Annotated in this window: 29 protein-coding genes; 14 read left to right on the top strand and 15 right to left on the bottom strand. The window is 58.5% G+C overall.

Features of this window, described 5'->3' with window-relative positions; genetic code table 11:
• Nucleotides 1-8 precede the first annotated feature (8 nt).
• The 6 genes from AC27FC_RS20315 to nudI all read left to right on the top strand — a co-directional run bounded on the left by AC27FC_RS20315 (nt 9) and on the right by nudI (nt 6166).
• A complete protein-coding gene (locus AC27FC_RS20315) occupies nt 9-1412 on the top strand; it encodes a TolC family outer membrane protein (protein ID WP_196355029.1) in 1404 nt (467 codons plus the stop codon).
• A complete protein-coding gene (locus AC27FC_RS20310) occupies nt 1409-3607 on the top strand; it encodes a type I secretion system permease/ATPase (RefSeq protein ID WP_196355028.1) in 2199 nt (732 codons plus the stop codon). The genes AC27FC_RS20315 and AC27FC_RS20310 overlap by 4 nt, the downstream gene beginning before the upstream one ends.
• 10 nt (nt 3608-3617) lie before the next feature.
• Entirely contained in the window at nt 3618-4787 is a 1170-nt protein-coding gene (locus tag AC27FC_RS20305; RefSeq protein ID WP_086374946.1) for a beta-barrel domain-containing protein, read from the top strand.
• Nucleotides 4788-5038: 251 nt separating this feature from the next.
• Complete coding sequence (locus tag AC27FC_RS20300; protein ID WP_033146338.1) at nt 5039-5338, top strand: type II toxin-antitoxin system RelE/ParE family toxin; 300 nt, start codon at nt 5039-5041, stop codon at nt 5336-5338.
• A 10-nt stretch (nt 5339-5348) separates the two neighbouring features.
• Nucleotides 5349-5696 (top strand): HigA family addiction module antitoxin, encoded by a 348-nt coding sequence (locus AC27FC_RS20295; RefSeq protein ID WP_109844720.1) that lies wholly within the window; start codon nt 5349-5351, stop codon nt 5694-5696.
• Between the two features lie 44 nt (nt 5697-5740).
• Nucleotides 5741-6166 (top strand): nucleoside triphosphatase NudI, encoded by a 426-nt coding sequence (gene nudI / locus AC27FC_RS20290; protein WP_033146340.1) that lies wholly within the window; start codon nt 5741-5743, stop codon nt 6164-6166.
• Here nudI and AC27FC_RS20285 read toward each other — a convergent pair.
• Nucleotides 6138-6869 carry a helix-turn-helix domain-containing protein gene (locus AC27FC_RS20285; RefSeq protein WP_094935696.1) on the bottom strand — a complete coding sequence of 244 codons (732 nt, stop codon included), beginning with the start codon at nt 6867-6869 and terminating at the stop codon, nt 6138-6140. The genes nudI and AC27FC_RS20285 overlap by 29 nt on opposite strands.
• Nucleotides 6870-6966: 97 nt before the next feature.
• On the opposite strand from AC27FC_RS20285, the gene AC27FC_RS20280 reads away from it, so the two are divergent.
• On the top strand, nt 6967-7386 hold the full coding sequence (locus AC27FC_RS20280; RefSeq protein WP_196355027.1) for a nuclear transport factor 2 family protein: 420 nt from the start codon (nt 6967-6969) through the stop codon (nt 7384-7386).
• Between the two features lie 2 nt (nt 7387-7388).
• Here the strand turns inward: AC27FC_RS20280 and AC27FC_RS20275 are convergent, their stop codons facing one another.
• The 4 genes from AC27FC_RS20275 to AC27FC_RS20260 all read right to left on the bottom strand — a co-directional run bounded on the left by AC27FC_RS20275 (nt 7389) and on the right by AC27FC_RS20260 (nt 10068).
• Nucleotides 7389-7577 (bottom strand): hypothetical protein, encoded by a 189-nt coding sequence (locus tag AC27FC_RS20275; RefSeq protein ID WP_487160338.1) that lies wholly within the window; start codon nt 7575-7577, stop codon nt 7389-7391.
• On the bottom strand, nt 7574-7894 hold the full coding sequence (locus AC27FC_RS20270) for a hypothetical protein (protein WP_487160337.1): 321 nt from the start codon (nt 7892-7894) through the stop codon (nt 7574-7576). The genes AC27FC_RS20275 and AC27FC_RS20270 overlap by 4 nt, the downstream gene beginning before the upstream one ends.
• Before the next feature lie 84 nt (nt 7895-7978).
• Nucleotides 7979-9160, bottom strand: a complete 1182-nt coding sequence (locus tag AC27FC_RS20265; RefSeq protein ID WP_094935694.1) for an aminotransferase-like domain-containing protein — start codon at nt 9158-9160, stop codon at nt 7979-7981.
• A gap of 20 nt (nt 9161-9180) precedes the next feature.
• The gene (locus AC27FC_RS20260) at nt 9181-10068 is read right to left on the bottom strand and encodes a LysR family transcriptional regulator (RefSeq protein ID WP_094935693.1); all 888 of its coding nucleotides are present in this window, start codon (nt 10066-10068) and stop codon (nt 9181-9183) included.
• A gap of 97 nt (nt 10069-10165) precedes the next feature.
• Here AC27FC_RS20260 and AC27FC_RS20255 point away from each other — a divergent pair, with 97 nt between their 5' ends.
• Nucleotides 10166-10768, top strand: coding sequence for a short chain dehydrogenase (locus AC27FC_RS20255; RefSeq protein WP_094935692.1), 603 nt, complete (start codon nt 10166-10168; stop codon nt 10766-10768).
• Here AC27FC_RS20255 and AC27FC_RS20250 read toward each other — a convergent pair.
• The 7 genes from AC27FC_RS20250 to AC27FC_RS20220 all read right to left on the bottom strand — a co-directional run bounded on the left by AC27FC_RS20250 (nt 10762) and on the right by AC27FC_RS20220 (nt 19269).
• Complete coding sequence (locus tag AC27FC_RS20250; protein ID WP_048979788.1) at nt 10762-11496, bottom strand: class I SAM-dependent methyltransferase; 735 nt, start codon at nt 11494-11496, stop codon at nt 10762-10764. The two genes, AC27FC_RS20255 and AC27FC_RS20250, sit on opposite strands and share 7 nt — an antisense overlap.
• Before the next feature lie 177 nt (nt 11497-11673).
• Nucleotides 11674-13053, bottom strand: a complete 1380-nt coding sequence (locus AC27FC_RS20245; protein WP_196355026.1) for an amidohydrolase family protein — start codon at nt 13051-13053, stop codon at nt 11674-11676.
• A gap of 1 nt (nt 13054) precedes the next feature.
• The gene (locus AC27FC_RS20240; protein ID WP_047059377.1) at nt 13055-14011 is read right to left on the bottom strand and encodes a carbamate kinase family protein; all 957 of its coding nucleotides are present in this window, start codon (nt 14009-14011) and stop codon (nt 13055-13057) included.
• Nucleotides 14008-15588, bottom strand: a complete 1581-nt coding sequence (locus tag AC27FC_RS20235; RefSeq protein WP_196355025.1) for a xanthine permease — start codon at nt 15586-15588, stop codon at nt 14008-14010. Before AC27FC_RS20235 ends, AC27FC_RS20240 begins: the two co-directional genes overlap by 4 nt.
• An 11-nt stretch (nt 15589-15599) precedes the next feature.
• The gene (locus AC27FC_RS20230) at nt 15600-17015 is read right to left on the bottom strand and encodes a YlbE family protein (protein WP_196355024.1); all 1416 of its coding nucleotides are present in this window, start codon (nt 17013-17015) and stop codon (nt 15600-15602) included.
• Nucleotides 17015-18556, bottom strand: coding sequence for an acyl-CoA synthetase FdrA (gene fdrA, locus AC27FC_RS20225; RefSeq protein WP_196355023.1), 1542 nt, complete (start codon nt 18554-18556; stop codon nt 17015-17017). The genes AC27FC_RS20230 and fdrA overlap by 1 nt, the downstream gene beginning before the upstream one ends.
• 107 nt (nt 18557-18663) lie before the next feature.
• Nucleotides 18664-19269 (bottom strand): ankyrin repeat domain-containing protein, encoded by a 606-nt coding sequence (locus tag AC27FC_RS20220; protein ID WP_039263421.1) that lies wholly within the window; start codon nt 19267-19269, stop codon nt 18664-18666.
• A gap of 320 nt (nt 19270-19589) precedes the next feature.
• On the opposite strand from AC27FC_RS20220, the gene AC27FC_RS20215 reads away from it, so the two are divergent.
• The gene (locus AC27FC_RS20215; protein ID WP_045888794.1) at nt 19590-20519 is read left to right on the top strand and encodes a LysR substrate-binding domain-containing protein; all 930 of its coding nucleotides are present in this window, start codon (nt 19590-19592) and stop codon (nt 20517-20519) included.
• On the opposite strand, the gene AC27FC_RS20210 is transcribed toward AC27FC_RS20215, so the two are convergent.
• Entirely contained in the window at nt 20516-20674 is a 159-nt protein-coding gene (locus tag AC27FC_RS20210) for a YqaE/Pmp3 family membrane protein (RefSeq protein WP_023308917.1), read from the bottom strand. The two genes, AC27FC_RS20215 and AC27FC_RS20210, sit on opposite strands and share 4 nt — an antisense overlap.
• Nucleotides 20675-20853: 179 nt before the next feature.
• On the opposite strand from AC27FC_RS20210, the gene AC27FC_RS20205 reads away from it, so the two are divergent.
• From AC27FC_RS20205 to AC27FC_RS20195, 3 genes are all read left to right on the top strand, one after another.
• Nucleotides 20854-21153 carry an ArsR/SmtB family transcription factor gene (locus AC27FC_RS20205; protein WP_029742056.1) on the top strand — a complete coding sequence of 100 codons (300 nt, stop codon included), beginning with the start codon at nt 20854-20856 and terminating at the stop codon, nt 21151-21153.
• Nucleotides 21154-21162: 9 nt separating this feature from the next.
• Nucleotides 21163-21684, top strand: coding sequence for a rhodanese family protein (locus AC27FC_RS20200; RefSeq protein WP_196355022.1), 522 nt, complete (start codon nt 21163-21165; stop codon nt 21682-21684).
• 79 nt (nt 21685-21763) lie between these two features.
• Complete coding sequence (locus AC27FC_RS20195; RefSeq protein WP_023308920.1) at nt 21764-21943, top strand: YodC family protein; 180 nt, start codon at nt 21764-21766, stop codon at nt 21941-21943.
• Nucleotides 21944-21981: 38 nt separating this feature from the next.
• Here AC27FC_RS20195 and stpA read toward each other — a convergent pair whose 3' ends face one another.
• Nucleotides 21982-22386: a DNA-binding protein StpA gene (stpA, locus tag AC27FC_RS20190; RefSeq protein WP_033146355.1), complete on the bottom strand. Its 405-nt coding sequence runs from the start codon at nt 22384-22386 to the stop codon at nt 21982-21984.
• Nucleotides 22387-22882: 496 nt separating this feature from the next.
• Here stpA and alaE point away from each other — a divergent pair, with 496 nt between their 5' ends.
• A complete protein-coding gene (alaE, locus tag AC27FC_RS20185) occupies nt 22883-23332 on the top strand; it encodes an L-alanine exporter AlaE (protein ID WP_087823303.1) in 450 nt (149 codons plus the stop codon).
• Between the two features lie 32 nt (nt 23333-23364).
• Here the strand turns inward: alaE and AC27FC_RS20180 are convergent, their stop codons facing one another.
• A complete protein-coding gene (locus AC27FC_RS20180) occupies nt 23365-23709 on the bottom strand; it encodes a DUF2002 family protein (RefSeq protein ID WP_023308923.1) in 345 nt (114 codons plus the stop codon).
• A 160-nt stretch (nt 23710-23869) separates the two neighbouring features.
• Between AC27FC_RS20180 and AC27FC_RS20175 the strand changes: the two genes are divergently transcribed.
• A complete protein-coding gene (locus AC27FC_RS20175; protein WP_023308924.1) occupies nt 23870-24196 on the top strand; it encodes an ElaB/YgaM/YqjD family protein in 327 nt (108 codons plus the stop codon).
• Nucleotides 24197-24328: the final 132 nt, after the last annotated feature.

Genomic DNA, 24328 nt, shown 5'->3' with positions numbered 1-24328 from the left:
GACATGACATGGGAATGAAGATGCCTCACTGGTGGCTCTCGTGCTGCCTGATATCTGTGCCCGCTCTTTGCGCGAACCCGGCGGCAATCATCAATACCGGACAGCTTCGCGAAACGCAGGAACTCCCCTCGCTCAATGGCCGCGTCGCACCTGCGGCTGGCAAAGCCGCCCCCGGTTCGCTGCAGCTTGGCGATGCCGTCAACCGCGCCGTCACCTGGCACCCGGCCATCAGCGAAGCCGTGGGGAAACTCTACCAGCAGAGCGAAGAGGTGGACGTCGCTAAATCAAAATACTATCCGCAGATTAATGCCGGCGTGGACAACGGTTATTCCCATGACGGCGACCAGAACGGCTTTACCCCGTCGCTGGTGCTTTCTCTGTCACAAATGCTCTACGACTTTGGCAAAGTGGACAGCCAGGTGCGGGCCGAGAGCGCGGGCGTTGCCCAGCAGCAGGCCAACGTGCTGGTGAGTATCGACACCATCGCTCACGATACCGCCATCGCCATGGTGCAGGTGCAAACCTGGCAGCAGATGGTCGAGACCGCTAAAGAGCAGCTCGACGCCCTCTCCTCGATTGGCTCTCTGACCCGCCAGCGTAACGACGAAGGGGCCACGTCGCTCTCTGACGTGGTGCAGACCGATGCCCGTATCGAAGGCGCCCGCGCCCAGCTGATGCAGTACCAGGCCAGCCTGGACAGCACCCGCGCCACGCTGATGAGCTTTCTCGGCTGGAACAGCCTGAACGCAATCAGCAATGACTTTCCGCAAAAGCTGGGCCGGAGCTGCGACATCGCCGAGCCGGATGACCGTCTGGTGCCCGCGGTGCTTGCCGCCTGGGCGCAGGCTAACGTCGCCCAGGCTAACCTCGACTACGCCGACGCGCAGATGACGCCAACCGTCTCGCTGGAGCCGGAGGTGCGTCACTACATGAACGATCGCTACGCGGGGAGCGAAACCCGGGATCGCACCCAGTATTCCGCATGGGTGAAAGTGCAGATGCCGCTCTACCAGGGCGGCGGCCTCACCGCCCGGCGTAACGCTGCCGGACACGCGGTGGAGGCGGCGCAGTCCACCGTTCAGCGTACGCGCCTTGATGTCCGCCAGAAACTGCTGGAAGCCCGCAGCCAGGTGATGAGCCTGCAAAGCACGCTGCAAATCCAGGGTCGCCAGGAAGCCCTCAGCGCCCGCACCCGCGAACTGTACCAGCAGCAGTATCTCGATCTCGGCTCGCGCCCGCTCCTCGACGTGCTCAACGCCGAGCAGGAGGTCTACCAGGCGCGCTTCACCCAGCAGCAGACCCTCGGTCAGCTGCACCAGCTGCAGCTCAACTGCCTGTATAACACCGGGCAGCTGCGTCATGCGTTCGATCTAGATAACCGCACCATCCAGACCGTGGAGATCCAGCCATGAAGCAACGCGAAATTCCGCAGGGCGAAACGATGACGGATGAGGCGCTGGCGCAGTGGGCGCAGGCCTTTGGCTTTGTCGCCACGCGCTACCGCGTGGCCTGCTCTCCCGGCGCGCTGATCGCAGGCGCGCCGTGGCTGAAAGGCAAACCAATGGTTCCCGCCCTCACCCAGCTGGCCCGCGAAGCGGGGCTGTCGTTTCAGCTCCTTACCGACGATCGGCAGGCGATCAACAGCTGGCGTCTGCCGGTGGTGGTGGCGATGCATGACGGCAGGATCGGCGTGATCGAGCATTTCGACGGGGACGATACGCTGGAGATCAGCTTCTTCGACGATGAGACCTACACCAACCGGCTGTCGATGACGGCGATGTTGCCCGCTATCCGCCACGTCATTGCCCTGCGTCCACTCGCCGCGCTGAAGGACAGCCGCGTGGATGCCTATATCTCAAAATACCGTCCGGACTGGCTCTACCGGCTGGTGATGCGCGACCTGCGCCCCTACAGCTGGGTCATGCTGGCCGCCCTCTTTATCAACGTGCTGTCGCTCTCCGGGATCGTCTTTTCCATGCAGGTCTATGACCGGGTGATCCCCGCGCAGTCCTACCCGACGCTTTACGTCCTGACCATCGGGGTGCTGATTGCCACCCTGTTTGGCTTTGTGCTGCGCGTGGCGCGCGGGCACATTATGGATCTGCTCGGCAAGCGCTCGGACATGCGCGTTTCGGATCGCGTCTTCGGCCACGCGCTTCGGCTGCGCAACAGCGCGATCCCCCGCTCCACCGGCAGCTTTATCTCTCAGCTGCGCGAGCTGGAGCAGATCCGCGAGATGGTGACCTCGTCCACCATTTCGACCATTGTCGACCTGCCGTTCTTTCTCCTGTTCGTGGTGGTGCTGGCGATCATCGCCCCGCAGCTGGCGTGGATCGCCCCGGTCGCGGCGGTGATCATGGTCCTGCCCGGCCTGCTGCTGCAGAAGAAGCTGGCGGAGCTGGCAAAGCAGTCGGCCCATGAATCCACCCTGCGCAACGCGGTGCTGGTGGAGAGCGTGCAGGGGCTGGAGGACATCAAGCTGATGCAGGCGGAAAACCGCTTTTTGCAGCAGTGGAACAGCTATATCCAGATCACCGCGGAATCCGGCCTGCGCACCCGCGAGCTGACGCAGAACCTGATTAGCTGGGGGATGACCATTCAGAGCCTGGTCTACGCCGGGGTGATTGTGGTCGGCGCCCCGATGGTGATCGACGGCACCCTCACCACCGGTTCGGTGGTCGCCGCGTCGATGCTGGCCTCCCGCATGATCGCCCCGATGGCGACGCTGTGCGGCGTGCTGGCGCGCTGGCAGCAGGTCAAAGCGGCAAAAGAAGGGCTGGACAGCATCATGCAGCTTCCCACCGAAAATCAGCGCGAGGAGACGCCGATCCGCCAGGACGTGCTGCGCGGTCATTACCTCTTCGAGCAGGCGCAGTTCTGCTATCAGCCGGACGATCCGCGCATGGCGCTGCGCATTAACCGGCTGGAGATCAGACCGGGTGAGAAAGTGGCGATCCTCGGGCGCAACGGCGCGGGCAAATCGACCCTGCTGCAGGCCATGGCGGGCGGAATGGATCTGGCGGCCGGCGAGCTGCGGCTTGATAACTTCAGCCTGCCGCATCTCGACGTCGCCGACGTCCGGCGCAACGTCGGCTTTATGACCCAGAACGCCCGTCTGTTTTACGGCACCCTGCGCGAAAACATCACCCTCGGCATGCCGCGCGCCACCGACGAAGAGATTTTCGAGGCGCTGGAGCTGACCGGCGCGGCAGGCTTCGTGCAGAAGCTGCCCAAGGGGCTGGACTACCCGATCATGGAAAACGGCGTGGGATTATCCGGCGGGCAACGCCAGTCGATTCTGCTGGCGCGGATGCTGCTGCGCGATCCGAATATTGTGCTGATGGATGAACCCACCGCCTCGCTGGACGAGCACACCGAGCGGGAATTCATCCAGCGTCTGGGCGACTGGCTCGGGCATCGCACCCTGATTGTCGCCACGCATCGCGTACCGGTGCTGGAACTGGTGGAGCGCGTCGTGGTGTTAAAAGAGGGGATGCTGGTGATGGATGCGCCAAAAGCCCAGGCGCTGAACAACAGCCGTATGCAGCAGCAACAGCAGCAGGCAGCAACCGGACGGGAGTGGAAAAATGAAAATCAGTCAGCGTGACGTGGCGGCAATGGACGATCTGGATAACGCCCTCGACTCCGAAAGCGGCTACACCGGCGCGCGTCGGATCGTGATCTTCTCGCTGCTGATGTTTGTGGTGCTGGGCGTCTGGGCGTGGTTTGGCGTGCTGGATGAGGTATCAACCGGCTCGGGTAAAGTGATCCCCAGCTCGCGCGAGCAGGTCTTACAGTCTCTCGACGGCGGGATCCTCACCGAGCTGAACGTCCACGAGGGCGATCAGGTGCAGGCCGGGCAGGTGCTGGCGCGGCTCGATCCGACGCGTTCCGAATCGAACGTCGGCGAAAGCGCGGCGCGCTACCGGGCTTCACTGGCCTCCAGCGCCCGCCTGTACGCCGAGGTGAACGATCTCCCGCTGAAGTTCCCCCCTTCGCTGGCAAAGTGGCCGGATCTGATTGCTGACGAAACGCGACTCTACAACTCCCGCCGCGCGCAGCTGGAGGACACCCAGCGGGAGCTGCGCGCCGCGTTAGATCTCGCCAATAAGGAGCTGGCCATCACCCAGCGGCTGGTCAAAACCGGCGCCGCCAGCCACGTGGAGGTGCTGCGCCTGCAGCGGCAGAAAAGCGATCTGGAGCTGAAGCTCACCGACGTACGTTCGCAGTATTACGTTCAGGCGCGCGAGGCGTTATCCAAGGCCAACGCCGAGGTGGATATGGTTTCGGCGATCCTCAAAGGCCGCCAGGATTCCGTCACCCGTCTGACGGTAAAATCCCCGGTGCGCGGGATCGTGAAAAACATCAAGGTCACCACCATCGGCGGCGTGATCCCGCCCAACGGCGAGCTGATGGAGATTGTGCCGGTGGACGATCACCTGCTGATTGAAACCCGCCTGTCGCCGCGCGATATCGCCTTTATCCACCCGAACCAGGAGGCGCTGGTTAAAATCACCGCCTACGATTACGCCATTTACGGCGGCCTGCACGGGGTCGTCGAAACGATCTCTCCGGACACCATCCAGGACGAGGCCAAGCCGGAGGTGTTCTATTACCGGGTGTTTATCCGCACCAGCCAGGATTACCTGGTGAATAAGGCCGGCAGGCACTTCTCGATTGTGCCGGGGATGATTGCGACGGTGGACATTAAGACCGGCGAGAAAACGGTGCTGGATTATCTGATCAAGCCGTTTAACCGGGCGAAAGAGGCGCTGAGGGAGCGATAGTCAATCGCCGAGTGGCGGCTCCGCCTTACCCGGCCTACATACCCGGAGGCCCTTGCAAGCGCAGCGCCGCCGGGTATTTAACCGCACGTCAGAACTGGAACCTACCTCGAAATATTAATCTTTAGTCATGCATCCCACTTCCCTTCAGCCATCGCCAAGGTAATATTAACCGCAGACAAAAACGCACTTGCGCACTGTGCAGGAGTGCATTACTATTCAATCAGCTTCAAGGACTGGAGCTCAGCACCATTATGATTAGTTATTTTCGGGATCAATGGCTTGAGGATTTTTTTCTTTACGGCAGATCGAGCAATGTTATTCCTGCAAATCTGGAAACAGCGCTTGCGAGAAAGCTCGATATCATCAGGGCAGCAACCTCGCACAGGGATTTGCGATCGCCACCGGGCAATATGTATGAAGCATTGAATCCTCCGCTGAAGGGATATTCCTCAATCCGGGTAAACAGGCAATACAGGCTCGTATTTCGCTGGACAGAGGGTAAAGCAGAAGATCTCTACCTCTCTCCACACAAGTACACGCAACACAAGTGAGGCATCACCTATGACACTTCAACAGGCACTCCGCAAACCCACCACGCCGGGCGACGTGTTGCAATATGAGTATCTTGAACCGCTCAATCTGAAAATCAGCGATCTGGCGGAGATGCTCAATGTTCACCGCAACACCATCAGCGCGCTGGTCAATAACAATCGCAAGCTGACTGCCGATATGGCGATCAAACTGGCAAAAGCCTTTGATACCACGATTGAATTTTGGCTTAACTTACAGCTGAACGTCGATATCTGGGAAGCGCAATCCAACCCCAGGACGCAGGAGGAGCTAAGCCGTATAAAGACCGTTGCGGACGTCATAGCTAAGCGAAAATCAGGCCAGCCGGATGTAGCCTGATTCGGTAAACACTTCACCTATTAATACTTTTTCAGGAAGAAATCATGCGCCAACGAACCATTGTCTGCCCCATCATCCAGAATGACGGTGCCTACCTCCTGTGTAAAATGGCCGACGATCGCGGCGTGTTCCCCGGCCAGTGGGCTCTCTCCGGCGGTGGAATGGAGCCGGGCGAAACCATGGAACAGGCGTTGCGCCGTGAGATCCGCGAAGAGCTGGGCGAAGCGCTGGAGATTGTCTCGGTTACGCCATGGGCTTTTCGCGATGACATTAGGGTGAAAACCTACGCCGATGGCACCACTGAGGAGATTTACATGATCTATCTGATCTTCGACTGCATCAGCGCCAACCGGGAAGTCACGTTTAATGAAGAGTTTCAGGAGATCGCCTGGGTTAATCCGGAGTCGTTAAAAGAGCTGGATCTCAACGCAGCCACGCGCATTACCTTCGCCCAAAAGGGCCTTCTTTAATCACCCACTGCCCCGGCGTTTTACCTGTCCATGCTCTGAAAACCTCAATAAATGCGCTGACGCTGCTGTAGCCGCAGGACAGCGCAATCCACCCTACCGGCTTCCCCGCCGCCAGCCACTCCATTGCCCGCATGACGCGAGCCAGCTGCCGCCAGTTAACAAAGTTCATTCCGGTCTGGGCGCTAAACCGACGGTTGAACGTACGCACGCTCATCCCAGCATGAACAGCATGGCTCTCGACCGTCTGGTTATCATCGACACACTGCAGCAAATGGCTGACCACGTTCTTCAGACGCGGATCCGTCGGCACGGGCAGAGAAAAGCGAGCCTGGGGCGTCAGGGCAAGCTCATCCAGCAGCAAAGCAAGCTTTCGCGGATCGTACTCGCTCTCTGCATCGCATAAACGGGAAAACAGTGCATGGGTGAGATCGTCGGGCTCGAACAGCGCGGGCGCATCGGGAAGCATTGCGCACACGGCGGGGTCAAGAAAGATAGCGCAGCCTTCTACCGCACTTTCGGAAAAAGCGGCGTGCTGCCGATCCGGAGGGATCCAGCCGATGTGTTTTGCCGGTACGACCGATCGCGCCTGCTGCGTCTCAATGACCAGCAGCCCCGTTGCAATGCGCCACAGCTGGCCGGTGCGATGACTGTGCCGGGGCGTTCGGTACCCGCCGGGATGAAGGAGCGTTTCAACACTGACCATATCATTTTGACCGAAAATCGTTATTCTTCGGCGTATTAGAGAAACTGCGACTTCGGCTGTCAAGGATAATGGTGATTCAACCACATAAGGAGCCCGCATGAGCATTATCACGTCCCTGATAGCCCACACCGACAACGCCGCGCAGCGCGAAAAGATGGCCTGCCTGTTAACCCGCTTATTCAACGGCGATATCGATCCGGCAGAGGTATTTACGTCCGATTACCAGCAGTTTACGGACGGTCACGCGCTTGACTACCGGGGTTTTGTCCAGCATCTGAGCCACGTCAGCTCACAGATCCGCGCAATCGCCTTTACCGTGGTGGAGATAGCCTGCCATGACGAACTTCTGGCTGACCGGCATATCGTAACGGTCACGTATCCTGATGGTCGTCAGGCAGAGATCGAGGTTTACCTGTTTGCCGCGCTGCGTGAAGGGAAAATCTGGCGGATCCATGAAGTCACGCGAGCACTCAGCGGTGATGCTGCAGATCGCACGCTGGCACACGCGACAGAATAACCTTACTCCGCCGGGCGCGATGCGGCACTGTTATATACCCCAACGTAACGCGCAAATTTCCCGAGAAACACGCCGGCAAACACGCCGCCGGAGACGATCGCCAGCGCGCTCATGGCGGGCTGCTGCATCGTCTGGGGAGAGACCGCGCTCATCACGCCCAGCACATACTTCACGCCGAACGCCAGCATCATAAACGGCAGCGCGGTGTAGTCTGCCTGGCGGTAAAGGCTGCGCGGGTGATAACCGCCTGCTTAATCAGGATATACCCCAGCGCGGCCCCGGCGAGGATCCCCGCCGTCCACAATGCGACAGTTCCGGGCGTCAGGGTGCGGTAGACCACCAGATCGTAGATATCCCAGATTAGAAATATTGCCGGAATGATGGCAAGCCTCTCCAGCGTAACGGTGGCAGGCCTGCGGGCTTTAATGCCGCGAGAGATAAGGAAGATAAACAGCACCCACACCCAGGCGGGCGTGTGCGTAACGACACCGAACAGAAATTCAAACATGGAGATCTCCATGGACGATCGCGGCCCGTGCCGCCTGAACGCGTATTGCGCATAACGGCAGGAAAACCATTATGCGCAGGTCTTTTACAGCGATTTTTTCAGGCGTTGAACCGCTTCCTTCAGCTCTTCATCCGTTGGCGTGACAAACGACATACGCAGCGTAGAATGGTCTGGCTCATTGCAGTAGAAAAATTCGCCCGGCACAAATACTACGCCGTTACTTAACGTTTTTTCCAGCCAGCGGGTGGTATTACTACCATTTTTCATATTCGCCCACAGGAACATGCCGCCCTTCGGCTTGTGGAACGACATCACATCGCCCAGCTCGGCCTCCAGCTCGGTTGCGAACGTCTGGTATTTCTGGCGATAGGCTTCGCGGATCGTTTTAATCTGATCGGGCAGACGACCGGTTTTCAGGTATTCATACGTCATCAGCTGCGACAGCGTGCTGGTGTGCAGGTCGGTGGTTTGCTTAAGGTTGACTACTGCGCGCTTCAGCCATTCCGGCACCAGCACCCAGCCCACGCGGGTTCCTGGAGCAAGAATTTTGGAGAAGGTTGAGGTATACACCACGTTCTCTTCGTTGCCGATATCTTTGGCATGGGCAATTAACGGGCGGAAAACTTCATCGGTATAATTAATTTCGCTGTACGGATCGTCTTCAATAATGACGAAATCATAGCGCTTCGATAATTCCACCAGCTGTTTGCGACGCGCCTCAGAAAGGGTTACCCCGCCAGGGTTGCCAAACGTCGGAACAATATAGACCGCTTTGATGGTTTTATTTGCCGCCAGCGCTTCAAGCTCGTCGACCTTCATGCCGTCGCCATCGGTGCCAACGGATTCAAAATTCGCCTGCGCCAGGCCAAATACCTGCAGCGCAGCAAGATAGGTTGGACGCTCAACCACAACGGTATCGCCCGGGTTAATTAATGCACGCGCCAGCACGTCGAGGGACTGCTGTGAACCGGAGGTCACGATCACATCATCCGCCTTGCAGCGGATCCCGCGCCCTTCACAGATGCGCTGAATTTCTTCCCGTAGCCCCGGTACGCCTTCGGTCAGACCGTACTGAAAGGCCTCACCAAAATGCTGTGATAATACGGCATCAGCGGCAATTTTCAGCCCTTCGTGATCGAACAAGGCCGGGTTAGGAATCCCCCCACCCAGCGAAATGACGCCGGCCATTTTGCTATGTTTTAACAATTCACGGATGGCAGATGATTGCAGGCCCTGCGCGCTGCTGGCGAGTTTATTCACAGACATTCTTTGCATACCTTCTTTTTTTATAGTGTGCCCAATCTTAGCAGAATATGGGCGATAAATTCCGTTAGCTTAGGGAGAGGTCGTAAATCCTGACGCCACAGCAAATGCACGGGTCTAGGCGCCGGAATATACGCCTCCAGCACCCGCACCAGCCTGCCGCTTTCCAGATCTTCCGCCACCAGAACCTCCGGCTGCAGCAGCAGTCCCGCCCCGGCTCTCGCGGCCATCCGCAGCCCGTAGCCGTCGTTGCATCTTAAGACCGCGTCCCGCTTCCAGCGCACTTCGCCCTCAACGCCCGGCAGCCGCCACTCGTTGCGCGCGGTCCACACGCTGTGGGACAGGCAGAGATGATCCACCAGATCGGCAGGGGTTTGCGGCGTACCGTAGTGCGCAAGGTAGTCCGGCGCGGCGCAGATCACCATCCGGTAAGGGCAGAGGTATTTCGCCACCAGATCGTCGTTGTGAATGTCGCCAATGCGAATGGCCAGATCGATGCCCTCCTCCACCAGGTCCACCATCCGGTTGGTGAGATCCAGCTCGATGCGCACCTCCGGGTAGCGTTGTAAAAAAGAGGCCGTAAGCGGCGCGATCGCGCTGCCGCCAAACGAGGTGGGCGCCGTCACGCGCAGGGTGCCGGACGGCGCGGCGCGCAGGCGTTCCACGGCGCTTTCGGCGATCGCGACCTGCTCCAGCACCCGCTTCGACTCGTCGAAATAGACCCGCCCGGCGTCGGTCAGGCTCTGGCGCCGCGTGTTACGCTCCAGCAGGCGGGTACCGAGCTGTGATTCCAGCAGCGCAACGTATTTCCCCACCATTACCGCCGACATCTCCAGCCGTGCCGCCGCGCCGGTAAAGCTGCCGCTTTCAACCACGGCAATAAAGGTCTCCATGCTGCGAAGCTTATCCATATTCCAAACTCCTGGTTAGCAATCTTCTAACTTTAGCCCAGTTTATCTCCATTTTTATTTATTAAAGAATGGGGGTTCACAACATAAGGAGTCGGCTATGAAAATCGTCATTATTGGTGCCAGCGGTACGGTCGGTCGTGCGGTAACGGAAGAGCTGAGTCGTCGCCACGAGGTCATCCGCGTCGGCCGCACGCAGGGCGACGAGCAGGTGGATATCACCTCGCAGGCGAGCGTCCAGGCGCTGTTTGAGAAAATCGGCCCGGTGGATGCGATTGTCTCCGCCAGCGGTGGCCTTTACTTTGGCCCACTCGCGACCATGAAGGACAGCGACTTCAACCTGGGCCTGCAGGACAAGCTGCTCGGGCAGGTGCGCCTGGCGTTGACCGGCCAGCATTATCTGAACGAGGGCGGCTCGATTACGCTGATAAGCGGCATCGTGGCGCACGAGCCGATTGCCCAGGGCGTGAATGCCACTACGGTGAATGCGGCGCTGGAAGGGTTTGTCCGCGCCGCAGCCTGCGAGCTGCCGCGCGGGATCCGCATCAACCTGATTAGCCCGACGGTACTCACCGAATCCGTCGAAACCTACGACGGCTTCTTCCCGGGCTTTGAGAGCGTTCCCGCCGCGACCGTGGCGCAGGCCTATCGCCGCAGCGTGGAAGGCGTGCAGAGCGGGCGGGTGTATAGGGTGGGTTATTGAGCCTTACGGGCGGCGATCAGCACCAGCATCGGGCGCTCCGCCTCTTCGGCCAGCGCGGGCCAGGCGTCAATCTGCGCCTGCGCTGGCCCCCACTCGTTGACGTCGTTTATCGTTAATCCGGCCCCGATCAGCGCGTTAAGCGTGGTGCCGAGCGTGCGGTGGTATTTAACCACCCCGTCCGCCAGCCAGTTGCTGACGCGTTTGCCTTCATCCTGATAATGGTTCACGCCCCAGAACCGCTCGCCGTTATCGTCGGTCAGCCAGCCCTGACGGGTGGCGCAGGTGTAGATCGGGTGCTCCATTGAGAACACCAGGCTGCCGCCGGGCTTGAGCGCGCGCTGAACCCTGGCGAATAACGTATCCAGTTCCGGCAGGTAGTGCAGCGCCAGCGAGCTGTAGACCAGATCGAGGCTATTCTCGTTAAGCTTAAGAGATTCCAGATCGCTACGCTGATAGTGAATCTGTGGGTCAGCGGTAAGCTCCGCCGCGCGGGCGAGCATCTTTTCTGAGATATCGACCCCCGTGACGTCAGCAGCGCCCAGCTCGCGGGCCGCGCGGCAGAACCAGCCGTAGCCGCAGCCGAGATCGACAACCGATTTGCCGGTTAAATCCGGCAGCATACTTTTTAGCGCGGGCCACTCCGGCGCGCCGTCCAGACCCTGCACCGAGCGTGGAAGCCGGGCGTAGCCTTCAAAAAACGCCGGATTGTCGTAGATATTTTGTGCCATGGCAGATCCCTCTTTAAGAATATGCATAGCAGTATACTGCATTGTCGGGTGGCGGCTTCGCCTTACCCGACCTACGGAAGTGCGGCCTGATGCCCTCACCCCAACCCTCTCCCACAGGGAGAGGGAGAAATGCACCTCACCCCAACCCTCTCCTACAGGGAGAGGGAGAAATGCACGTCAACCCACCGAGCCCCAGACAAGGTTGCCCTTATGGAACGTCGCGGTGCGCGGAGAAATGCGCGCCACGGCCTCGGCGGAGCAGGAGGCATCCACCAGCACAAAGCTGGCGTCGTCCTGCGCTTTCGGCCACACGCGCTCGCCTTTGTCGTTCAGCGGCAGCACGTCGCCGGTGGCGATACCGAGCGCGCGGGAGAGCGTCTGCTCGTTCGGGCGGATGTAGAGCTGAGCGTAAAGATTCGCTTTCTCCAGCATGTCCCCCAGACCGTACGGCGACCAGTGGTCGATGACGCTGTCGGTCCCCGTCATCACGAACACGCCCTTCTCACGCAGCTGCTTCAGCGGCATATGCAAGGTGCCAATCGGCACGGTGGAGGCGATGGTCACCTGCTGCGCCGCCATGCGGGTGGCGATCTCATCTACCTGCTGCTCGTTGAGCGTCGCCAGCGCGAAGGCGTGGCTGATGGTCAGCTTGCCCTTCAGCTCCGGCGTTTTCTCCACGGTTTCCACCATATAGTTCACCGCCGCCACGCCCGCCGGGCTGGTTTCGTGCAGGTGGATATCCACCCCTTTGTCGTAGTCCAGCGCAATCTGGAACATGGCGTCGAGGGATTTCTCCATCGCGCCGTCGACGTTGGTAGGATCCAGCCCGCCCACGTAGTGCGCCCCAGCCTGCATCGCCTCGCGCATCAGTTTTTCTGAGTTTGACAGCAGCAGCCCGTGCTGCGGAAAAGCGACGATTTCGCAGTCAAAGCCGGGCTTACGGCGCGATAAAACCGCCTGCAGGTTTTCCAGATTCTTCAGGCCGGAGGTCGGCTCGATATTGCAGTGGCTGCGGGCGATGGTGGAGCCTTTCGACTGGATCAGATCGATCAGCTTTTCCGCGCGCTCCTGGGTGTAGGGCTGTAGCTCCGGCAGCAGCTTCTGCTCAAGGCGGATCATGTCCTGAATCGTCGTGCCCGCGGGGCGGTTCAGGGAGCGCCACGGACCGCCGTAAAAGGTTTTATCCAGGTGAATGTGCATGTCGCGCATCGCCGGGAGCATCAGCTTGCCGCCCGCATCGTAGTGCGGCAGCGTGGCGTCGGCGTGGCGCTTGTTATCGCGCAGGGCGACGATCTTCCCGTCTTTAATCTCCAGCGTTTTCAGCTCGGTGCGGGTGCTCGTCGCCACGCCGCCGTCGACGTTAAACCCGGCTTCGAGCAGCACGTTGTCCAGATAGTAATGTTTCGCGGTGATGCTCATCGGTTTGCCCGTCTCGCAGGTTGGCTTCGCGGAGTCAGCAGCATACGCGACGGATCCGGTGGCGCCAAACAGCGCGCAGGCGGTGACCATTTTGCCGCTGTGGCTGATAAATTCGCGGCGGCTTTTGTTTTCACTCATCTTATCTTCCTTCATTAACAATATGGGTGCCGGTTTCCCCGCGCAGCGCCGCGGGCAGGCTGTCCGGCGAGGTGATAATCACGCGCCTGCCGCCGTGGTGTAAAAATTCCAGCGAGGCGACGATTTTGGGGAGCATGCTGCCCGCCGGGAAGTGGCCCTCTTCCCTGTAGCGCGTCATCTGCGCCACGCTGACGGTGTCCAGCGCCTGCTGGTTCGGCTTGCCGAAGTTGATGCACACCTTCTCCACGCCGGTGGTGATCGCCAGCACGTCGGCACCGATCTCGCGTGCCAGCAGCGCGGTAGAGAGATCTTTATCAATCACCGCATCGACGCTCTGGTAGTCGCCCTGCTCGCTGCGAATCACGGGTATTCCGCCGCCGCCCGCGCCGATCACCACAAAGCCTTTTTGCGTCAGCGTTTTGATGGCGTCGGCCTCAACGATGCGCAGCGGCTGCGGTGAGGCCACCACGCGACGGTAGCCACGGCCTGAATCCTCGACAAAATGCCAGTCCGGGTGTGCCTGCTGCAGCTCGTCGCGCTGCGCCTCGGTGAAGAACGCACCAATAGGTTTGGTAGGGTGAGTAAAGCCCGGATCGTTTTTATCCACCTCCACCTGCGTGACGACCGTGACCGCTTTTTGCTCCCCGCGCGCGGCCAGGCGATTGTTGAGCGCCTGCTGGATCAGGTAGCCAATCCCGCCCTGGGTGTCCGCCACGCAGTTTGCCAGCGGGGTTAGCGGCAGCCCTTCCCGCTCGTGGGCGATTTCGGCGCGGCGCAGATCCAGCCCCACCTGGGGGCCGTTGCCGTGGGTGAGCACGATGTCATAGTCGGATGCCAGCATTTCCAGCACCGACTCTGCCACCGCTTTCACCGCCTGCGCCTGGTGTTCAATCGACTGGCTGGCGTTGTCTTTGATAATGCTGTTGCCGCCGATGGCGACGACCATAAGCTCTTTCATTTTGTGTCCTTTAGAAGGTGCGTTCTGGTGCCCTCACCCCGGCCCTCTCCCACAGGGAAAGGGGGAGTAACAGAGATATCCAGCACATGCTTCACCACAAACATGCCGCCCATCATCAGATACGCGGTGACGAACATCAGCGAACTGCCCTCGGCAAAGCCCACCACCGGGGCATGGATCACGCCAAACAGCGCCAGCAGCGCCCCGACGGCGGCCGCAACGGCTCCGCGCAGCGGCTTGTTGATAATGGCGAAGATGGCGATACAGCCCCACAGCATGCTGGCGAGCGGCGCGCCGTTGCCGAGATGCACCAGGCCTTCGTAGTAAATTCCTTTGCTGTGCAGCACGTCGGTGCCGATCTTCGCCGCGCTGGTGCCCGCCGCCCCCATCACGCTGTTCATCATGGTCAGCGCCCAGTTGGCGATCCACGGGAACAGGCAGATGAAGATCACCGGCACCTCCACTTTGGGCGTTTCCCTCACCACCTGGTTGGCGGTGACGACGCCGATAAACACCAGAATCGGCACGATGGCGGTCATCGGAATGATGGCGAGCATAAATGCCCCCAGCCCGAACAGCGGCACGATGAACATGGTCACGCCGGAGGCCAGCGTATAGCCGATGCTCGCGCCCATCGCTTTCCAGCCAGGGTGGCCAACGTAGACCGTCACCGGGAACGGGTTCCCCATCAGGCAGCCGAGCATCGACGCCAGACCGTTCGCCAGCATCACCTTACGCGTCGGGTACGCATCTCCCGCCGCGTGGGCGCTTTCGATGTTCTCCAGGTCAAAGATGTAGTTCGCCAGCCCCAGCGGCACGGCAGAGGCCAGATACGGCAGCGCGTGCGGCAGGCCCTGCATGAAGCTGTCCACGTGCACTTCCGGCGGGTTAAAGCCGAAGGATGACATGGACGCTTTAATCGCTTCCGGGCTTTGCAGGCCGGAGATCCACGCCAGTGCCGTACCGGCAATCAACAGCAGCAGACCGGTCGGGATACGGGCGAAAATCGGCTTTTTACCGAACCAGTTGATGAAGATCAGCAGCAGCACGATAAACGACACGGTCGGCGCTTCGAACGCCTGCAGCATCGGGTTCATCGCCAGCAGCAGCAGGCCCAAACCGGAGAGGCACGACAGCAGCACGGTACGCGGGATCATCTTGCGGATGGTTTCCCCCAGGAACGAACCGCCCGCGAGGATCATCGCCTCCACGAAGCACCACACCAGGCCAATCTGGATCGCGAAGTCCGCATCGCCGGTCTGCTGATAAACCGGCATCAGCACCAGGAAAGTCACGGTAAAAATCGACGGCGCGCTCGGGCCGGACGGCAGCGCGGTCACATCCTTACGCCCGGTGGCGCGCGCCATCTGCATGCCGAACCAGGCGTAGCAAATACTCGCGACCAGCACCGCCAGCCCGAAGGCCGGCGCGATGCGTCCATAAACAATCTCCTTCGGGATGCCGACGACAAAAATGAGCAGCCCCATCATGGTCAGCAAATTGGTCAGGTTATTGGTCATCAACCCGAAATACGCCGCCCAGTCACCTCTTTTCCACTCCAGCTTCATGTTTTTCATGGATGCATGCCTTATAAAAAGTAGCGATCGCGGAAGGTCAACAGCGCCTTTTCAAAACAGCTAAACGGCGGGTGAACGATGCCCGCCCCAATCATGCCGATGCCCGCGTCTTTATGGGCAATGGCGGTGTTAATCACCGGCAGAATGCCGCTGCCCGCGACTTTGGTGATGTCGATAGCGGTCGGAATGCCCATAAACGAGAGCAGCGGAATGGTGACGTTCGGGTTTTCGCCGAGGGTGATTTCGCGCATCTGACGGGAGAAGTCGATGGCTTCCTCCACCGTGCCGCCCACCAGCGCAACGATTGCCGGGGCCGTCGCCATCGCAAAGCCGCCAATGCCGTAGGTTTCGGTGATGGCGCTGTCGCCGATGTCCAGCCCGGAGTCTTCCGGCTTATAGCCCGCAAACATCGGGCCAATTACCTGCTGCGCCGGGCCGGTGAACCACTGCCCCGGCAGGCCGGAAACGCGCAGGCCGAACTCATAGCCGTTACGCGCCATGGTGGTGACGACGGTGCTGTACTCAATGCCGTGAGCGGCGTCCAGCGCGGCCTTACACATCGCCATCCACGTCGGGCCGGAGAAGTAGTCGCTGCTGGCGACAAACTCGAACACCTCGCGCTGCTGCTCCACCGGGTAGCCCGCCTGGATCAGCCCCGGCGTCAGCGCCTGGATCAGCAGCGTGGTGCCCGCGTTGTTGCGGTTGTGGCACTCGTCACCCATGTGCAGCGCCTGGGCCAGCATCAGGCGCAGGTCGATTTCGCCGACGATCTTCATCGCGTCGCGCAGCATCGGGCCGAGCACGTCGCGCATCCAGTTCAGGCGGTCGATCACGCTCTGGTCGTTGGCGCCCATGCGCAGGATCTTCGCCATCTGCTCGCTGAGGTTGGTGAACGCGCGGTTGCCGTAGGTTTTGTTCTCCACGATGTGCATAAACATCGACGCGGAGGTGACGCCCGCCATCGAGCCCACGCAGTCGTGCTCGTGGCACGGCGAGAAGGTAATTTCTCCGGAGGCGGCGAGCCTTGCCGCGTCGTCCAGATCTTTCGCCAGCCCTTCAAACACCAGCGCCCCGGTGACCGCCCCCTTCATCGCCCCGCACATGTTCTCCCAGGCGACAGGCGGACCGGCGTGCAGAATGGTGGTGCGGGTCATGCCCGGCACCACATTAATGGCCTGGTCATAGCCCACCAGCACCGGATGAGACTGAATAATGCGCTCAAGGGCGATTTGGTTAGCGGCGGCGATTTTCTCCGCCAGCGGTTTTTCCGCCAGTTGGTCGATCGCTTCAACGACCTGCATATTGCCCCGTCCCGGCGGCGTCCAGTCGAGTTGGGTCACGGGAACGTGCTGTTTTTTAAGATCGTCGCTGAACATCGCAATGCCGACGTTAATCACGTTCAGCGGCTGGTTGAATAAGGTCTTCATTATGCTTTCTCCCCTTTGCAGACAAATTCGCGTGCCAGTAATCCGGTGTTGGTGCTGCTGCTGGCCCAGATGACGCCTGCGTCGGTCAGCAGCTGGCACTGCTGCGCCAGCGACTGCGGATCCTGGTCGGTGCCGAGCACGTAGCCGAGGATCTCCAGCGGACGGTTATCGGCCTTCGCGATCGCCTGCGCCTCTTTGATAGCGTCGATCATCACCCCGACCGGATCCTCGTGCGCGCCAAAGCCCAGCACGAAGTCCATCACAATTACCCCGACTTCCGGGTCGCGGGCTTCCTGCAGCAGGCGGCTGATGCGGTTGGTCGGGTCGATCATCGGGTGCGGCTTGCCGTTGGTGAAATCGTCGTCGCCAAAGTCGAGGAAGGTGTGGGCTTTACTGACGCTTATGTCGCTCAGGCGCTTAGCCGGATCCGGCTGGATGTTGCTGTAGACGTCGTCGAATTTCGCAAGCGCGGCAAACATCGCCTCGTCGCACAGGGTGCCGCCGCAGAACAGGCCGCGAATGTACTTCTGCTGCGGAGTCAGGCGGGCGCGCACCTCTTCAATCAACGGCCAGTTGAGCGGATGCAGATCGAGGGACTCTTTATTGATGCCGGTGAGCAGGACCGCCTTCAGGGCCGCCTCTTTGGTGCCGCGCGCAAACTGCAGGCCGTCTTCATCGGCGGGCGGTTCGCTGCGGCCGAGGAAACAGATAACCACCGGCTTGCGGCAGGCGCGCGCGCGGGCCAGCACTTTTTCCGCTACGGCTGGCGCTGGCGGCTTGGAGATCAGCACGATAACCTGGGTGCCCTCGTCGGCTTCCAGCATGTCGATGGCGTCGAGCATCATCAGGCCGCCGATTTTCTCGCTGAGATCGCGTCCGCCGGTACCGATCAGCTGCGACACGCCGCCGCCGAATTCGTGAATGCGCACGCTCAGCTCCTGGCTGCCGGTGCCGGATGCGCCGACGATGCCAATCGGTCCGCGGCGCACCGCGTTGGCGAAGCACAATCCCGCGCCGTTGATGATGGCGGTGCCGCAGTCCGGCCCCATCATCAGCAGCCTTTTCTTATGCGCCAGCTGCTTCAGCGCCAGCTCGTCGTCGAGCGACACGTTATCGGAAAACAGCATCACGTTAAGATCGTTTTCCAGCGCCTGGCGCGCTTCGCGGGCGGCGAAGGTGCCGTTGACGGAAATCACCGCGAGGTTGCTCTCCGGCCGATGGGTTTTGGCGCTGGCAATCGTAGCGTAGCGCGCTTCATGGGTGCCGCCGCTCTCTTTACGCGTGAACAGCGCTTCGATGGCCGCCAGCGTTTCATCCTTCGCCGCGTCGCCTTTAATTACGATCATCAGGTCGCCGTTTTTGGCTTCCGCTAATTCCGGCGTTAATAGCCCGAGGTTTTTTAATACGCCTTTGTTCATTTCCGTCGCCATCGCGACAAACGCCTGCTCGACGCCCGGTAATTTATTGGCTTTGGTGGAAACGAACATTAATGAGACGGAGTCAAAATATGTGTTCTTTTTTATGACGATTTTTGTGGGCATTATTTTCTCCTGAACGCGGATAAAAGTGGGCCGCCGTCGTGCAAAATGCACGTCGGTAAAAATGCTTTTTAAATTAACGGCCAGCCGGACGCGGCTGACCGAATGCGTTATGCGCCCGCCGCCAGCAGCAGGTCAGCTATTGCATCGAAGCCTTTTTCCCGCGCCAGCTCGAGCGGGGTTTTACCGTATTTATCGGTCATGTGCGGGTTCGCGCCGTGATCCAGCAGCAGCTTAACGATCTCCTGCTGCTTTGCGCCGCCGTCGTTGAGCACGATCGCTTCCAGCAGCGGCGTCCAGCCGACAAAGTTGGTGTGGTTGACGTTGATATCCGTTTTCTCCAGCAGCTCGCGCACGATCTCCACGTGCCCTTTTTCGCTGGCAGGGGTAATGCCCACGCCGCCAAAGCGCGTCAGGCGGTCGAGATCGGGATTTGCAGGAAGGACAAGGCGCAGCAGGGTGATATCGTTGGTCAGGCAGCTAATCAGGAAAGGGTTAAAGCAGGTCTGATCCTGTTTATCAATATCCGCCCCGGCGGCAATTAATAACGCCACGCAGTCATAATGTTTTTTCAGGCTGGCAATAATAACGGCGGTTCTTTTCTGTCGATTGGTGGCGTTAATATCCACGCCTTTCTCCAGACAGGCTTTTAGCGCATCGCTATTGCCCTCTTCTGCCGCCAGCAGAAATTCAGTAACGAGTTCGTTCGCAGACATATCCAGACTCCCGATGTTTTTATTTCTGTTGACCTGAGAATAGCAACAGCCTGGTGATAAAAGAATCCGCTTAAAAATGATTCATCGACAGTCAATTCATTGTTGAGGTAAATTCAATAAACTGGTTAAAACGTGCGTCTGTGCAACCTTTTTCTTATGTTTCTCCGCTTTTTAGCGCTTCTGGCTGCATTATGCTTATGCCTGACGAAGCCTTACTGCGTGCGGCTTTCGACAAAGAGTCAGAACTGTGATCGGCTTCAAATGCGTTGTAACGACGCTGTTAAAATATGTTCAAAACTGATGGCTGAAGGGAGTGAGATATGAATTCCATCTTTACCGAGGAAAACCTGCTGGCCTTTACTACCGCCGCACGCTTCGGCAGCTTCAGCAAAGCCGCCGCCGAACTGGGCGTGACGACATCTGCCATCAGCTACACCATTAAGCGCATGGAAACCGGGCTGGACGTGGTGCTGTTCGTCCGCAGCACGCGCAGCATCGAGCTGACCGAGTCCGGGTTTTACTTTTACCGTAAGGCCACCGACCTGCTGAACGACTTTCACGCCATCAAGCGCGGGATTGATACCATTTCTCAGGGCATTGAGGCGCGGGTGCGCATCTGTATCAACCAGCTTTTGTATACCCCACGCCACACGGCGCGGCTGCTGCAGGTGCTGAAAAAGCAGTTTCCTACCTGTCAGATCACCGTGACCACCGAGGTCTACAACGGCGTCTGGGACTCCATCATCAACAACCAGGCCAACATCGCGATTGGCGCGCCGGACACGCTGCTGGACGGCGGCGGGATTGATTACACAGAGATCGGCGCCATTCGCTGGGTGTTTGCCATCGCGCCGGAACACCCGCTGGCATTCACCCCGGAACCAATAGCGGAAAGCCAGCTGCGCCTGTATCCCAACATCATGGTGGAAGATACCGCGCACACCATTAACAAAAAGGTTGGCTGGCTGCTGCACGGGCAGGAGGCGATTCTGGTCCCGGACTTTAACACCAAATGTCAGTGTCAGATCCTGGGCGAAGGGATTGGCTTTTTGCCGGAATACATGGTCCGCGAGGCGGTAGACACGGGGCTGCTGGTCACCCGACGGATTAACAACCCGCGTCAGGACTCGCGCATGCTGCTCGCCACGCAGCATGCCGCAACCGGCCAGGTCACGCGGTGGATCAAGCAGCAGTTTGGTCCGGCGGGGGTACTGACCGATATCTATAGCGATTTACTGTGGCGCGCCTAGCTTTTGCTCTGTACCCAAAACGCGTGAATGAGGCCGGGGAAGTAGCCCAGCAGCGTCAGAAGAATGTTGATAATAAACGCCCAGCCAAACCCTTTACCCAACAGCACGCCCAGCGGCGGTATGAGGATCGTAAAAACAATACGCCAAAATCCCATATAAACACTCCGTTCAATCTAATCCATTGAAAATAATAAAGAGAACGTTGTAAGCATAGCCAGTTTATTCGTCTGTACCAGTTCCGGGCCTCGCGTTTACCCTCTTTTACGCTTTTGACGCTAGTTTAATGCACCGGATTAGTTTAGCATTCACTTAATTAAGCAAATACTAAACAATCATGACCGAACTCGAACAGCTTCAGGCCAGCGCCGGGCAGGCCGCCACACTTTTAAAAGCGATGAGCAACCCGCGTCGGCTGCTGATCCTCTGCACCCTGTGCGGAGCGCCCGGCACCAGCGCGGGGGAGCTTGCGCGAGCCACGGGGCTAAGTCCTTCCGCCACGTCGCAGCATCTGGCGCGCATGCGTGAGGAAGGGCTTATCGACAGCACCCGCGACGCGCAGCGCATTCTCTATTCCATTAAAAACGATGCGGTACATCAGCTTATCAGCACCCTGAAAACCCTTTATTGTCCGTAAGGAGCCGCCATGTCACTTCCTCTTATTTCACCGCGCCAGGCCAATGCCCGGGTCGCTGAAGGCGCAAAACTGATTGATATTCGTGATGCCGACGAGTACGCCCGCGAGCATATTCCCGCCGCGCGGTCCGTGCCGCTGGATACCTTACCCGGCGCACTTAACGCGCAGGCGGGCGATACGGTGATTTTTCACTGCCAGTCCGGCGCCCGGACGTCGGGGAATGCCGAACGCCTTGCTCAGGCCGCCACGCCCGCAGAGGCATTTGTGGTCGAGGGGGGGATTCAGGGCTGGAAGCTGGCGGGGCAGCCAACCGTCGAAGACAAGTCCCAGCCGCTGCCGCTGATGCGTCAGGTGCAAATTGCCGCCGGGCTGTTGATACTCTGCGGCGTGGTGCTGGGCTATAGCGTCTCCAGCGGCTTTTTCCTGCTCAGCGGTTTTGTCGGAGCCGGGCTGCTGTTCGCCGGTGTGACGGGCTTTTGCGGCATGGCGCGACTGCTCAAGGTGATGCCATGGAACCGGCGTACCTCATAAGCAGTAATCGGTGAATTACGCTGTACCCGGCGTCATGCGTGGGCTAAGGTGAAGATCGCTAAAACGATGAGGAGGTAATATGTTTTCTGTCGGTGATTATGTGCAACCGCGTAAAGGCGGCCCGAAACTGAAAGTGCTCGAAGTGAACGGTGACAGCATTGTGGCGGTCCAGGCCAGCAATGAGCAAGGCGAGAAATATACGCTGAAAGCCGCCGACGTGGCGCCTTATACCGAAGAAGGCGATTTCGGCGTCTGCTGAACAGTCAGCCGGGCGGCGTGTTCCGCCCGGCTCATCCGTTAGATCAGAAAATCATCCAGTGATTTACCGTCTGCCAGCGCGCTGGCGATAGGCTTCGGCGTGCGGCCCTGGCCGGTCCACGTTTTCTCTTCGCCGTTCTGGTCAATAAAGCGATATTTTGCTTCACGCGGCTTACGCTTTTTCGCTGGCTTACCCGCCTGCGCCAGTTCAGAACCCAGCAGGTCAGTCGGGGAAATACCATCGGCTTTCATCCGCTCCAGCAGGGCATTAATTTTTTCCTGCTGCTCAGCACGCTGCTGCTCTAATTCCGTCAGCTCGCTGCGTTTCTCTTCAGTAACGACCCTGACCTTTTCCAGCATTTCCTCAAGAACGTCCAGGGATAATTCACGCGCCATAGCGCGCAGGGTTCGGATATTATTAAGATTCTGTAACGTCAAAGACATATTATTTGAAAACCTTTTCTTTGGGGGATAAATAGATAAATCGCCGACAGAATAATTCATTTGAGTTGAAATATCTACCCAAGGGTCCGTACGGGCATCAGCGTTAATATATTTAGAACTCGCTGTTAATAATAGCGCAAGGCGCTGACAGGACACCGGTGAATCCAATCACCACATTAATATAAATAGCCAACTTTAATCCAAACCACAGCATACTCCACCGCTATCAGGTGGGGATTCCTGCTTCTCGCCACCAACAAAATCAAGTTGTTGATTTTAATATAAAAACTCTCAAACGAGACAGATTATAACGATCGGAACAAAAAACGAACAACTTTAGAGAATTTTGTGGACAAAAGGCGATTAAATAAAAATTAATCACTAGTTGTTAGTTCAAACACAGAGATATACGCTATACACGACAAACAAACCAACCTAAAGCACTAACCGCTGAAGGAAAATCGTTTCTTTTGTGTTCTTCTCAAGGAGTTCAGACATGTTCTCGCCACAATCTCGCCTGCGCCACGCGGTGGCGGATACTTTCGCGATGGTTGTTTACTGTTCCGTTGTGAACATGCTGATCGAAATATTCCTCTCCGGAATGTCCTTCGAGCAGTCGCTTTCTTCTCGTCTGGTGGCGATCCCGGTCAATATTATTATTGCATGGCCTTACGGTTTATACCGCGATGCGGTAATGCGTTTCGCGCGTCGTATCAGTCCTACAGGCTGGGTGAAAAACCTGGCGGACGTTCTGGCGTATGTGACGTTCCAGTCGCCGGTTTACGTAGCCATTCTCCTGACAGTCGGTGCAGACTGGCACCAGATCGCTGCGGCGGTGAGTTCGAATATCGTTATTTCGATGTTGATGGGAGCCGTTTACGGCTATTTCCTCGACTACTGTCGCCGCCTGTTTAAGGTCAGCCAGTACAGCCAGGCAAAAGCGTGATGTGAAGCGACTGGCGCACGCCAGTCGCGGATTTACTGTACGTCGCCAAACAGTCCCTTCAAAAATCGCTCCAGCGCCATACGCGAACTGAAACCGTGCGGAATACCATAATGCTCATGCCGTTCACCGCCTAAATAGAGCGGAAATTGCTGATAATGATCGCAGGTTTTAATATCCGAGGCAGGCTCAGCAAATGACAGACTTCTGTCTTTCAGCGTCGGGTGAATAATGAGAGCGGTACGTCCCATTCTTGCTTCGCGATTAACATAAACATAATTCTCGCCGCGGCGATATCCATACGCTTTTGGCGTCACCTCATCCATGGTGAATCCCTCTTTTTCAAGAACGCGTGCCACCTCGTCAGGTCGTAAATACATATCTTTTCCTCGTTATCTTTTCCTGCCCGGCAACCTTACAGTATTCAGCAATAGCAGGGCTTTCAGAATAGTCCATAAACTGCCGGATAACGCGTGATGCGCTTCAGATATTAAATTTCTGAACTAAACTGAACGGGAACACAAAATTACGGAGGATCGTATGTTTAACAGACCGAACCGAAACGATATTAACGACGACGCTCAGGATATTCGTAATGATGTCAGCCAATTAGCGGACACGCTGGAAGAGGTGCTGAAGTCCTGGGGAAGTGACGCGAAGGACGAAGCGGATGCCGCAAAGCGTAAGGCTCAGTCTCTGCTCCGTGAAACCCGCGCCCGTATGAACGGACGTTCACGCGCCACGCAGGCTGCCTGCGACATGGCAAGCTGTGCTACGACCTTCGTGCGTGAAAAACCGCTATGTACTCTGGGAACCGTCGCGGCGGTCGGCATCTTCGTCGGTGCCCTGCTCAGCCTGCGTAAATAATCCCGCGTATTCTGCCCCGGTAGCCTCAGGCGCCGGGGCTTTTTTATGCCCGTTAGCCTGAAAAACCCGTACAGCCTGCCCTGCCCCGCTGTGCTCATCACAGGGGCGATATCAATCTAAATTTCCCATATC

The organism is Enterobacter sp. C3_dUdeg, from assembly GCF_057536195.1.
This window is presented reverse-complemented; position numbering and strand designations above follow the sequence as displayed.